A 13,116-nucleotide genomic window follows, 5' to 3' on the forward strand; every position below is an offset into this window, starting at 1 on the left:
ATGATTTAGTAAAAGTAAAAAAGCCCGCAATGTGCAGGGCTTTTTTTTGTTTTGTATTTGACCTAAGTGTTAGATCAGTTTGTGTGAAAGGCTACAGCAGTGCTGAGGCTGAAGGAACAACGTGTTTGAAAACGTGTTGATTAACCTCATAAACCGTTAAGGTTAGACAAAAAAAGCTCCTTTTCTGTTTTGGCAGATAGGAGCTTTTTTATATTTAATCGACTATTTGAATACGATTTATAAATGCAACCTGTATTAATATCTTTCCAAGATCGTCTGAGTCTTCAGACCATCAACAGGGATTAGCCAATTTTTATTTTGAAGCAGTTGCAGCAGCTGGCTACGTAGACCGGAAACCGCTGCTGAATCATCTGTTTTGAACGAAACCTCGACGAGATTCTCCGTACCTGTGCCTGCCGCGTTGCGGATTGGCCATACTTCCAGGGTAAGCTCCTGACCGTTCCACGTGCCTTCATAACGTTGGAAGGAGATTGGGCCATAGGCACGGGCCTGTGTAAGCTGTTGTTTGCCCCAGTGGGAGGCAGACCAGTTTTTTAATTTACCGGGCAGCTTGTCCAATAGCAGGTTCAAAGCGTTTTTCTCCGAAGGGAGTTGGGTACCTGTCGCTGTGGTATCTACTTTTTTCGTATTGGAGAAACTCAGAGTCTGTTTGCCATATCCCCAATCGATTTCGGCCTCGTAGTTATCGTCTGATTTATCGAAGCCTTCCTGGTTGGCAAGGGTCAACGCTGCATCAATATCTCCGTTAATGACAGGATAACGCTTTTTGTAGGTTAACTCATAGTTGTTTTTGTCATCCTTTTTGCGAAAACGAACATTCCAACCCTGAGCATCTAATCCGAGAGCGTTGGTATCAAAGTACTCCACGTTGATGTTTCGTGGTGTGGCATTCAGGCCAAGACTCTGGATAACCTCACTGCGTGGTGTTCCATTAATGTTTAATACAAGCTCCGGCTTCGCCAAGAACTTCACTTCATATGCGGGAACGGCGTTGGCAGCAGCGGAAGCCTGCGGCGTGTCCAGAAATGTCAGTCCACTTCCCAGGGTGACGATGCTTAACATCAACGAGGCAGTTACCTTTTTCCACTTTTTCAAAACCAATCACTCTCCTAATCTGGATTAACGTACAGACCCCACTTTACCGTCCGAGAATGTGAGCTTGATTAACGGAGAGCACCAATTGCGTTAACCCTGCATAGATTTCATGAATGGCCAGCGATAGTTTATATAGGTTCAAGCGATAGGCTGATGCATCACAGGCGGCGTGACCATGAGCTCTCGCAGCACTTCGATGAACCGATTGACCTGAACAGAAGGGTGACGATCCCTGTTGTGCACGGTGTAGATATGACGTGGTGCCTGCTCTCCCGGAATGGGAAGCACATGAATCATATCTTGCCGCTCTTCCCACTGTACGGCCATTCGCGACATGAACGAGATATGACCGCCGAGTAGAACGAGCTGTTTGATGGCTTCCAGAGAATCCATCTCTACGGTACTTCGTAGCCGGGTATCATGCTGTGCAAGCCATTGGTTGGTCAGCCTCCGCGTACTGGACTCATCCCCGTGTAAAGCAAAAGGCACCTGCGCGATATCTTCAGGCTGCAACGATTCTTTCTGGGCCAGCACATGATGGGGGGAGCAGATGAGCACAAGATCGTCCTCACACAGCGTTTCGGCGTGCAAAACCGGGCCAACAAATGGCTCGGAAGAGATAATGCCCAGATCAAGTTGATGCCTGATTACCATCTCCCGGATGACAGGAGCGGGTTTGACGGACAACACAATTTGAATGCCAGGGAACTCTTGAGAAAACGTATGAAGCATGGCCGGTAGCAGGTATGTAGCTGGAACATAACTTGCTCCAATATGAAGCTTGCCTCGGTACAGGCTGTCGTATTCCTTGACTACACGGCGAGCCTCTTGGGTCAAGGCGTTGATTTTGATGCAATAATGAAGCAAAGCTTGTCCAGCTTCGGTCAGAAATGTTTTTCCACTACGCGATTCGAATAGACGTACGCCCATCTCTTCCTCCAGTGACTTCATATGAAAGGTAACGGTAGGCTGCTTGATGCCAAGTACCTCGGCCACACTTGTCATATGATGATGCTTGTCGATCAGCTCGACAATTTGCAATTTGATTAGGTTCAACCTCGCCACACTCCTTCGTTTCCAAAACTACCCGGTCAATCAAGATGACCTCATCCTTTGGATGTAGGATCATATCATGCCTATCTATAGATTTAATCTATGAACATCAACAGAATTCATCTAAAAAGTTAATTCTCATTTTACAAACATAACAAACAACTCACGAAGGCGGGCGTTAGACTGAGAACAGTACAAGAGAGTAGTCCAAGAGATACGTAAAAAGTTTAGTAAAGAGGACAGGCAGGGGTGCTTATGAAACTGGAGTTAACAGGAATTCAAAAATCATTTCATCAAACGCCTGCACTTTTGCCCACCGATCTGACGCTTGAACACGGAAAATTCACCACTTTGCTTGGCCCTTCGGGCTGTGGCAAAACGACTTTGCTCCGCATGATTGCCGGGCTGGAACAGCCGGATGCGGGGGAGATTCGTGCAGATGGGGAGTACTTCTACTCTACAGCAAAGCGGATCGATACACCGACACACAAGCGCAATCTGGGCATGGTGTTTCAGGATTTTGCATTATGGCCGCATATGACGGTATATGAAAATGTTGCATTTGGTCTGAAAGCCGGGAAACAGAAGTCTGATCTGCGGCAAAAGGTGAACGAAGCACTCGGCATGGTTCGCCTGCAAGGCATGGAGGATCGTTATCCTCATCAGCTGTCGGGTGGACAGCAGCAGCGGGTTGCTTTTGCCAGAGCGGTAGCTGTGAAGCCGGGTGTCATTCTGTTTGATGAGCCACTCAGTGCACTGGATGCGGTGCTCCGGGAAGAGATGCGCATTGAGATGATGTCACTGGTGCGCGATATAGGACTGACTGCCCTGTATGTGACGCATGATCAGATTGAGGCCATGTCGATGTCGGATGAGATCGTGGTAATGCAGAAGGGGCGGATTTTGCAAAAAGGTACCCCGGAAACGATCTACTCCGCGCCAAGTGACCCATATGTCGCCTCGTTTATCGGAAAGTCGAACTGGCTTACGCCGAATGAATCCATGGTTCGTCCGGAACATGTGACCTGGAACAAAACAAGCCACGATGATCTGGGATACCCCGGAATCATCCTCAGCGTTAGTTATGTGGGAGAACGTTACGAGGTGCGTGTGCAGATGGAAGGGCTTAGTGTGTGGACGGCGTATGCGAACCACAGAGTATGCGTCGGAGAGAAAGTACAGCTCTATGTATCGCCGGAAAAAATCTGCCGGATGTTTGATCATCAGCGGGAAAGTAATTCTGTGCCGGATACACACCATGTGAATCCGAAGCCGGGTGAGAAAAAACAGAGGGAAATCATCGCCGCCAACTAGAGGGTATCGCCAAAGCGAACTAAAGTGCTAGATGGTACCGTTCATGTGCAGATATAAGTGATAAGAAAGTGGAACAGAAGAAATAGAAAATAGAACAAACATTAGCAGCTTTTCTAATACGAATCTAAGGGAGATGGCATAAACATGTTCGGTATGACAACACGTAAAAAGAGTGCAACGCTTTTATTAACAGCAGTGATGAGTCTGAGTTTATTTGGATGTAGCACGGGGAACACAACAACCGGAAACGCAGCACAGCCCGCAGGGGAAGGAAATGCAGCAGCTGCAGCGGAAGCGCCGAACAAAGCAGCAGGCGGTAAATTAGTATTATACAGCGCAGGACCGCAGAAGCTGGCAGACAATATCGTAAATGGATTTACAGCCAAGACAGGCATTGAAGTGGAGATGTTCCAAGGCACGACAGGCAAAATTCTGGCTCGTATGGAGGCAGAGAAAGCGAATCCGGTTGCAGACGTGGTTATTCTGGCATCCTTGCCCTCAGCACAAGCGTTGAAAGCAGATGGACTCACCCTGCCTTACCCGGAAGCGGCTAATGCGGACAAGCTGAACAAGGATTGGTCGGATGCAGAAGGGAACTATTTTAGCAGCAGTGCATCGGCACTGGGGATCGTGTATAACAGCAAACTGGTGACTACACCGCCGAAAAGCTGGGCTGACCTGGCAACACCGGCATGGAAAGATGCCGTGAACATTCCTGATCCAACCTTGTCCGGCTCCGCACTTGATTTCATCACGGGTTACCTGAGTGCCAATGGTGAAAAGGGATGGGATCTGCTGAACGCCTATAAAGCGAATGGTGTAGCGATGTCAGGAGCGAATCAGGAAGCACTTGATCCAGTCATTACGGGCGCAAAAAGCATTGTGGCAGCAGGTGTGGACTACATGGCCTATTCCGCCAAAGCCAAAGGGGAACCATTGGATATCGTTTACCCTGAAGAAGGTACAGTGATTAGCCCGAGACCGGCAGCCATTCTGAAATCCAGTCCTAATGTGGAAAATGCCAAAGCCTTTATTGATTACCTGTTGTCGGATGAGGCACAGAAGCTGGTTACAAAAGCATACCTGATTCCGGGTCGCGAAGATATTGAAGCAACGAACCGTGCCAATGTAAAGGATATCCCACAATTGAAAGTGGATTGGACATGGATGAGCGAACATGGCTCTGAAACCGCAGCCCGTTTCTCCGAAACTTTTAAATAAGTGAACACAAGTATAGAAACGGTGGACAACAGGAGATTCTGCTGTCTTGACGTGGAAAGTCATGTGAGGTGAGCGTAGTGAAACCTGTTGTAATGGATAGCAACCGGATATTTCGGAGAGTGGGCGTGGTATTGGCCTTCTTTCTGCTAACGATTAGCATTGGGATGCCGCTTATGCTGATCTTCTGGCAAAGTCTGTACCCGAACGGGCAGTGGGACTGGATGGCTCCGATTCGTACAATTACCGGGCATCATCTATCTGGCGTGTTGCTGAATTCCGTATGGCTGGGCATCTGCGTGGTGGCGGTAACAACGCTGCTCGCACTGCCACTCGCCTGGATGATGTCCAAAACCCGGATGGGCGAGCATCGCTGGGTGGATGTCATACTAATGATTCCGTTCATGACCCCACCGTATATCGGCTCGATGGGATGGATTCTGTTTATGCAAAAAGGGGGATACCTTCAGCAATGGGTGCCCTCCTCTGCGAACTGGACAGAGCTGTTCTTCAGCTTCTGGGGTATGGTGATGATCATGAGTCTGCACCTGTTCCCATTCCTGTATTTGCTGTTACGGGATGCGTTGATTCGCATCGGCGGTAATTTGGAAGAAGCGGGAGCCGTGCACGGTGCGCGTGCAGGATATCGGTTTAGGCGCATTATTTTACCTTTGCTGCTCTCGTCTTACGGGATGGGGATTATGCTTGTTTTTGTCAAAACGATTGCGGAATTCGGCACACCAGCGACCTTTGGACGCAAGATTGGTTATTATGTCATGACCTCTGAAATTCACAAATACATCTCCAGTTGGCCCATTGATTTCGGGAAGGCGACTTCGCTGGCGTCCGTGCTACTATCCGTCTGTCTGGTGATGTGGTATATGCAGTCGGCGATCAGCCGGAAATTCACGTATCGTCTCGTTGGTGGCAAAGGGCAGCGCTCGAAGCGCTACTCCCTGCGAGGCTGGGCTGGATGGTTGTGCGGTGCATATCTGGCCATGCTGCTGATTCTGTCGATTGGTATTCCCTACTTCTCGATCATTGCAGCTTCCACGATGAAGCTGCGAGGAGCAGGGCTGGCTCTGGACAATCTGACATTGGAGCACTATCGGGAGCTTTTATCCTGGGGTTCGGTGAGCATGAAAGCCATCGGGAACAGTCTGGGATTGTCGCTGGCGGCTTCTACGGTGGCAGTCATCATAGGCACCGGGTTTGCGCTGGCAATTGGCAAGTCGTCTTCGTTCATGCAACGGGTTATCGACCTATTTAGTCTATTGCCCAACACTGTGCCAGGCATTGTTATGGTGGTCGGTCTGATTCTGTTCTGGAACTCCCCGTGGATGCCCGTGACGTTGTACAACACGTACGGTATGGTGGTACTCACCTATGTTGTGCTGTTCCTGCCGTACACGGTGCAATATGTAAAATCAAGCTTTACCCAGATCGACGGCACGTTGTTCCAGGCGGGTCAGGTGTTTGGCGGCAAGCCGTTTTACATTTTGCGGCGCATCCTTGTTCCGTTGATTCTGCCGGGCATGCTGGCCGGCTGGATGATGACGTTTACGATTGCGACGAGGGAATTGGTCGGCTCGCTCCTTATTCTTCCGCCGTCGATGCAGACGTCGGCGACGTATATTTTTGCCCAGTTTGAACAGGGTCAGGTATCGCTTGGTATGGCAATGGCTGTGGTAACCGTCGGCATGACGGTGCTGATGCTGCTGGGGATTGAGATGCTGAATTCAAAGAGAAAGTGGAATGCTTCATGATCAAACTGAACGTATGGGGCGGTGCGGGCGAGCACGGACGTTCCGCCTATTTGCTTAGCGGGAACCATAACCGACTGCTGCTGGATTGTGGTGTGAAAAAAGAGGGCAACGGCGAATATCCGCTCATCGAACCGGAGGTTGTGCCACAACTGAATGCGGTGCTGCTATCTCATGCACATGAGGATCATTCGGTTGCAATCCCGTTGCTCTATAAGCTGGGGTATACGGGTGAAGTATGGACAACACACGAGACGAAAGAGCAGTTAACAACGTATTTTCAATCATGGCGCGATAATATGGAACGTTTAGGTCAACCCCTGCCATATGATGAAGTCGATGAGCAGCGCGTTCGCTACCGATTTTTGGAGGATGAGGCCGAGCGTGAATGCTGGTTCGAATTGCTGCCCGGTGTATCGATCATTTGGGGGCGCAGTGGACATTTGGCTGGATCAGTCTGGTTTGGGCTGGAGATGGAAGGCAAGCGTATACTGTACTCTGGCGATTACACCTCGGAGTCCATGCTGCTACAGGCAGACGATGTGGCTGAAGGATTCAGGCAAGCCGATCTAATGCGTCAGAGATGGGGTGAGTTAACGTCTGTTGCATCTGTTATTGGCGGAACCAGAACTGGGAATGGAACGCAAGGTCAAGGGATGCCTTTACCTAACAAGGTGTCCATTGCGGGGAGCGCACAAGTCGTTGGGCTTGCACTACTCCAAGCAGGAATGCAGTTGATGGAGCAGGGTGAGGACAGGGACAGTAGTGAGCGTGGAGAAACGAAACAGGAACATGAAAGTAAGAGTAGCTACAAGCATAAAAAAATAGAATGGGAACGGGATAAGCTTAGGGATACACATAGGGGAAGACATAAGGATAAGGATACCCACGTTAGACTGGATCTAGCCATTGTTGACGCTGCTTATGGAACAGATCGCGACACACAGGCAGACAAAATATTGCAGCTGGAAAGTGCTATTAGGAAGGCACTTCGTCATGGTGGCAAGGTGCTCTTACCGATGCCTGCGGTTGGTAGAGGACAGGAATTGATTTTGTGGGCACAGCAACGTTTTTCAGATGTACCGCTGATTGTGGAACAGAAGCTTGTGGATGGTATGAAGCAATTGCATCGTGCATCTTTCTGGCTTAGAAAGCGGCAAGGGGAGATCACCGGAGATATGCCTGCGGCCAGGATTGCAAGATTCCTGAATGGAGAAGGATGGAATAGGGTCAGTACGGTGGAAGGGCGGACAAGGCTGCTCGAAGAACACGAAGCTTCGCTCTGGTTCATTCCGGATGGCATGATGCAGTCTTCATTAGCACGCTGGTATTACAAGATGTGGGCGCTTGAAGCTGAGAATTTAGTTTTGCTTACTGGACATACGGCTGCAGGTACATTTGCACATCAATTGCTCGAAAACCCGGAGAAGTACGGCGTATGCAAGGTGAAAAAGGTTCGTTTCAAGGTTCATCAAGGCTGGGCTGATGTGGAGCAGATGTTGAACGGGGTCCACGCCCGGCACAACGTGCTCGTGCATACGGATTTGGCAGAGACGGAACGGCTGAGACAAGGTTTGCTCGGTGGACACGTTCGACCTGGGACAGATATTGATCTGCTGGCCCCAGGGGGTGCGTTATTCTTTTGAAGAATGGATTTGAAGCTATTGGTTTAAGAAAAATGATCAAGGCGCTTAATGCGTCTTTTTTGCTTTTCTGTCATAACATCGTGAAGCTATTCTCAGCTCTAACGCCTTTGATGATGTGAGGCTGAGAGATGCAGGGCATTACCAGGGTTCGTTTGAGATAATGAGATGCTCAAGAAGTGTAATTAAATTTCATAACATAATTGACTGGTGAAATTTTATACCATATACTGATTGAAATATGTACAGGATTGGTTGGGCTCGTAAGTACCCGGTTTAGAGGAGGTTGGCAAACGTATGGATACACACAGGTATACTGGCAGTTACCCCATGTGGGAAAAGTATCGTTCCAAGCGGGAGCATCTTGTGATTGGATTGATGTCCGGAACCTCGCTGGATGGAACGGATGCAGCACTAGTGCATATACAGACAGATGAGCACGGGACGATACAACGGCTGGAACTGGTTGATTTCATCTGTACTCCGTATACAAACGAGCTTAGAGAGGTTCTGATTCGGCTGTGCTCCCCGGATACGGCACGAGTAGATGAGCTGACAACAGCACATTTTGGTGTATCGGAATGGTACGCACATAGTGTACAGGAACTGCTAGGTTCAGCTGGTGTCTCAACCGGGCAGGTGGATGTGATCAGTATGCATGGGCAGACCATCTGGCATGCCCCTATACCTTCTGCTTTTCCAAGCCCGTCTGGCAAAGGCAATCTGAATGTAAGCTCCACACTGCAGATTGGTGAATGTGCTGTAGTGAGTGAGCGAACCGGACTGCCGGTTATCGGCAATCTACGTGCCCGGGATATGGCGGCAGGCGGGGAAGGAGCACCACTGACCCCCTATGCGGATGCGTTGATGCTCCGCAGTGCTGCAGAGGGGCGTCTGGTACAGAATATCGGGGGCATCGGCAATGTGACGGTTCTTCCGGCAGGAACATCAGAGGTAGAGGTTTCAGCTTTTGACACAGGCCCGGGGAATATGGTGATGGATGCGCTGGTTCGATATGCTACGGAAGGACGACAACACTATGATCCCAATGGAAGCATGGCAGCCAAGGGAACCGTGCATCCGGAACTGGCAGAGTTTTGCCTCAAGGACGAATATTTCCGCCGACAACCTCCTAAGAGCACAGGGCGTGAAGTCTATGGTGCAGATTATACGAAGCGACTGATGGAATATGGAGTAGCGCGTTCCTTATCGCTGGAAGATATGCTGGCTACAGCAACCTGGTTTACAGCAGAAACGATTGTACGTGCCGTGGAGGATTTTGTACTGCCCAAGATGTCGATCTCGGCAATGCTTACCTGTGGCGGTGGTACTTCTAATGACACACTAATGAAGATGATTCGCCAAAGACTGCCTGAATCCATACGCTTGGAGCGTACAGCAGATTATGGTATTCCAGATGATGCCAGAGAAGCGATGGGATTTGCACTGCTTGGGCACGAGGCCTTGATGGGCAGGACGAATACCCTTCCTGGTGTTACAGGGGCGAAGCGTGCGGTAGTCTCGGGACATCTGACCCTTTAGTGGCTATCCTATGGCCATATCCGTTATTTTCTAATTAGACTCGTCAATCATTATAGGATAAAATGCTTGTACAAGATGACAGTACGGAAAGGAGGAGCGGATGGAAGGCATGAAAGGTGGACTTATACGTTTACGTGCATTGCTGGATGATCTGACTCCGTCAGAACGAAAGATTGGAGTTTACATTCTGGAACATCCCCAAGAGACGGTGCAGTCGTCCGTTGCGCAGCTGTCCGAACGAAGCGGGGGCAGTCCTGCTGCTATTATTCGCTTGTGTAAATCACTTGGTGTTACAGGGTTTCAGGAGCTGAAACTCAAAATTGCCGGGGATTTACAGACTGATGAACAGTATGAATATACGGAGATTCGACCTCAGGATTCGATGGAGAGTATTATCCAGCACGTATCTACAAACAATATTCAATCGATCAAGGACACGGTTCATATTTTGGACCCAAGGCTTGTAGAGCAGGCAGTTAATATGTTGAATGCGGCTAATCGCATTTTTTTCTACGGTGTGGGGGCGTCCAACCTGATTGCACTGGATGCTCATTACAAGTTCATGCGGATCAACCGTACCAGCTTTTCGTTTGCCGATCCACATATGCAGATTTCTTCTGCAACGACACTGCGCGAAGATGATGCCGTAGTCTGCATCTCGTATTCAGGCGAGACCTCCAATGTGATCTCCTGCTTGAAGCATGCCCGTGAAGGCGGTGCAGGGACAATCAGCATTACCAAGTGGGGTAGCAACACGCTCAGCAGTCTCGCGGATGTTCCTCTGATGATTACATCGACAGAGAGTGATATTCGTAGCGGGGCAACATCTTCACGGATTGCACAGCTTAACGTCATTGATATTTTGTATCTGGCTATTGCCAGTCGGGATTATCATCAGTCGGTGCAGTATCTAGAGAAGAGCAGACAGGCTATCCTGGAGCACAAGTGAGTGCTGAGCTAGAATGGATGGATAACAGCAGCATAAATCATAAGGAAATCCCTTGCAGTCACATGCTGCATCAGGGATTTTTTTTGATGTGAAGTGCAAGTGTACGATGGGGAAAATAAAACAAGAGAAATCCCGCCTGTCGGCACGGCTTCTCTCATGTTAAACCCTATATCGGCGCCCAGAAAGCACGCCTATAACCATCATGTGACTTGTTGATCCTGCTTCTAGAATAACAAGCACTTGCTCTTTATTGATGCTCCATCAGACAGAAGGCAGGTAGCAGGTGGCAGATGTGGTGGTACCCGTCTCGATTAACCTGAGCTGTTAATGGCATGGCGAACAAAGCCGTCTGCATGCTCCAGTCTGCGCGCGGCTTCCGTTGCGTCAACATCAGCCATTAGCATGACGATGGCTGTTTTGACATGTCCGTCGGCTGCGGTGAAGGCATGTTCGATTTCGTTTTCATTCGCCCCGGTCGCAAGCTGAATCATTCGTTTCGCACGATGCACAAGCTTTTCATTCGATGGATTGAGATCTACCATGAAATTACGGTATACCTTACCTAGACGGATCATTGCCGTGGTTGTCAGCATGTTCAAAATCATTTTCTGGGCGGTACCTGCTTTCATGCGGGTTGATCCCATCACCACTTCCGGCCCCATAACTGCTTCAATGCTTATATCCGACAGTGTGCTCATAGGTGTATCCGCGTTGTTACTCAGACCTATCACTACAGCACCGATCTGACGAGCGTATTTCATCGCCCCGAGGACATACGGCGTACGTCCACTGGCTGCAATGCCAACGATAATATCGTTCGCATGGAGTCCATGCTGCTGCAGGTCAATGCCTCCGGCTTCCTCACTGTCTTCCGCACCTTCCACCGGGTCTTTGACCGCCCGAAATCCGCCAGCGATAATGCCCTGTACCATGGAAGATGGAGTGCCATAAGTAGGCGGGCACTCCGATGCGTCCAGAATACCCAGTCGACCACTCGTGCCTGCACCTACATAAAACAATCTTCCACCAGATTGAAAACTGACGACAATACGGTCGGCTGCTTGGGCAATGACTGGAATCAACGGCTGAATAAGCTCGCCGATCTGGCGATCCTCGCGATTGATTAATTCCATGATCTCTGCTGAAGGCAGCTGATCGATATGATCTGTCTGCGGGTTAGGCTGTTCCGTCACTAAAGAGTTAAGTGTATGATTCATCCGTAAGCCCTCCTTTTTTTATTAACATCATTCTGCCTAATGGCATTTCTGTCTTGCTAGCAGTGCTGCACCCACTGCCGGAGCAGGAGTATCTTCCGGACAGACGGTCTGCTGTAATTCATACATTTCGGCAAGCTGTTGCACAAAGGTATCCCGAAATAGGGGAGAATGGCGGAATATGGACCCGGAAAGTGCCATAGGAGCAGTGTGAAAGGAAACGCGTTGCCGGATGAGTGCTTTGGCTGTTTCCGCCAGTTGGCGAGCCTCATCTATTAGAAGTACACGTGCTGCCTCATCCCCTGCCGAAGCAGCCTCTATTGTCAGGCGAGCGATGGAAGCCGTACTCGATTTGGTCCAATCGGGCTGGTAAACAAGCTGCTTCAGGCCTGGCGCATGCTTCACTTGAAGTTCTTGCTGCACAAGCGATGTCAGCATGGTTGGCGGTAGAACGCCATCGTAGCTCTGCATCACCGCTTGCAGGGCTCGCTGGCCAATTCGGTAACCACTCCCTTCATCACCGAGCAGATGTCCCCATCCCCCTGCTCGGCATACTTCCCCTTCCGGTGTAATGCCATAGACGATAGAGCCAGTTCCTGAAATAGCGAGCAGACCGTGAGGTTGCCCGAGAGAGGCCATCATTGCGATTTCTCCCTCTGTAACAACCCAGACAGCACATGCCGTACTACTGGAGTCCAACGTATCTTTCTTATTTTTCATATATTCCTGTACATGAGAAGCAATCCAATGCCGCTCTTGGTTTTCGGCAATACCTGACATTCCAAGACAGATACATTCACAATGAGATGAAAAATGTATATTGGATGAAAATAGAAGATCCAATATACGTAGTAACTCCATTACGGCTTCTTGAGGCGATACACTATGTGGGTTTGTTGCACCGCCACGGGCTGTTGCCAGAATGTCCCCGGATTCGGAAATGATTGCTGCATCAGTTTTGGTACCGCCTCCATCAATTCCTGCGTATACTCGCAACGTGCTCACCTCGGTAGGGTTTATTTTCTTTTTTTTCATAGTATAGAGGCTGAATTCAAAAAAGTAAAATTAAATTTTATAATAAAAATTATTGTTGAATTTTTATTTTACAGCTCATATAATGAATTCAATCAGCAATTTAGGAAGATTCAATACGATTCATGTTAATAAAACTAACGTATATGTTGCATTCAGTATGATCAGACTTTTTCAACAGGTCGATCTCTAAGGAGGTGCAGATTCCGGGTTGCACGCTAACTGTGAGGAAACGGTAAGGGAATGCAAGATGCAAGAAGCACCAGAAGGCA

Annotated in this window: 10 protein-coding genes; 6 read left to right on the top strand and 4 right to left on the bottom strand. The window is 49.1% G+C overall.

Going from position 1 to position 13,116, the window contains the following annotated elements; all coding sequences use genetic code 11:
- Positions 1-255: 255 nt before the first annotated feature.
- Positions 256-1,116, bottom strand: coding sequence for a hypothetical protein (locus tag ACUTVW_RS15360; RefSeq protein ID WP_445646617.1), 861 nt, complete (start codon positions 1,114-1,116; stop codon positions 256-258).
- A gap of 138 nt (positions 1,117-1,254) precedes the next feature.
- Complete coding sequence (locus ACUTVW_RS15365; protein WP_445646618.1) at positions 1,255-2,172, bottom strand: LysR family transcriptional regulator; 918 nt, start codon at positions 2,170-2,172, stop codon at positions 1,255-1,257.
- Positions 2,173-2,424: 252 nt separating this feature from the next.
- Between ACUTVW_RS15365 and ACUTVW_RS15370 the strand changes: the two genes are divergently transcribed.
- From ACUTVW_RS15370 to ACUTVW_RS15395, 6 genes are all read left to right on the top strand, one after another.
- Positions 2,425-3,483 carry an ABC transporter ATP-binding protein gene (locus ACUTVW_RS15370; protein ID WP_445646619.1) on the top strand — a complete coding sequence of 353 codons (1,059 nt, stop codon included), beginning with the start codon at positions 2,425-2,427 and terminating at the stop codon, positions 3,481-3,483.
- A gap of 144 nt (positions 3,484-3,627) precedes the next feature.
- Complete coding sequence (locus ACUTVW_RS15375) at positions 3,628-4,704, top strand: ABC transporter substrate-binding protein (protein ID WP_445646620.1); 1,077 nt, start codon at positions 3,628-3,630, stop codon at positions 4,702-4,704.
- A gap of 92 nt (positions 4,705-4,796) precedes the next feature.
- Entirely contained in the window at positions 4,797-6,467 is a 1,671-nt protein-coding gene (locus ACUTVW_RS15380) for an ABC transporter permease (RefSeq protein ID WP_445646788.1), read from the top strand.
- Positions 6,464-8,110, top strand: coding sequence for an MBL fold metallo-hydrolase (locus ACUTVW_RS15385; RefSeq protein WP_445646621.1), 1,647 nt, complete (start codon positions 6,464-6,466; stop codon positions 8,108-8,110). The genes ACUTVW_RS15380 and ACUTVW_RS15385 overlap by 4 nt, the downstream gene beginning before the upstream one ends.
- A 294-nt stretch (positions 8,111-8,404) precedes the next feature.
- Positions 8,405-9,649, top strand: a complete 1,245-nt coding sequence (locus ACUTVW_RS15390) for an anhydro-N-acetylmuramic acid kinase (RefSeq protein WP_445646622.1) — start codon at positions 8,405-8,407, stop codon at positions 9,647-9,649.
- 109 nt (positions 9,650-9,758) lie between these two features.
- Positions 9,759-10,598: a MurR/RpiR family transcriptional regulator gene (locus tag ACUTVW_RS15395; protein ID WP_445646789.1), complete on the top strand. Its 840-nt coding sequence runs from the start codon at positions 9,759-9,761 to the stop codon at positions 10,596-10,598.
- Positions 10,599-10,909: 311 nt separating this feature from the next.
- Here ACUTVW_RS15395 and murQ read toward each other — a convergent pair whose 3' ends face one another.
- A complete protein-coding gene (gene murQ / locus ACUTVW_RS15400; RefSeq protein ID WP_445646623.1) occupies positions 10,910-11,815 on the bottom strand; it encodes an N-acetylmuramic acid 6-phosphate etherase in 906 nt (301 codons plus the stop codon).
- Positions 11,816-11,851: 36 nt separating this feature from the next.
- On the bottom strand, positions 11,852-12,808 hold the full coding sequence (locus ACUTVW_RS15405; RefSeq protein WP_445646624.1) for an N-acetylglucosamine kinase: 957 nt from the start codon (positions 12,806-12,808) through the stop codon (positions 11,852-11,854).
- Positions 12,809-13,116: the final 308 nt, after the last annotated feature.

This window comes from Paenibacillus sp. TSA_86.1 (assembly GCF_052691815.1).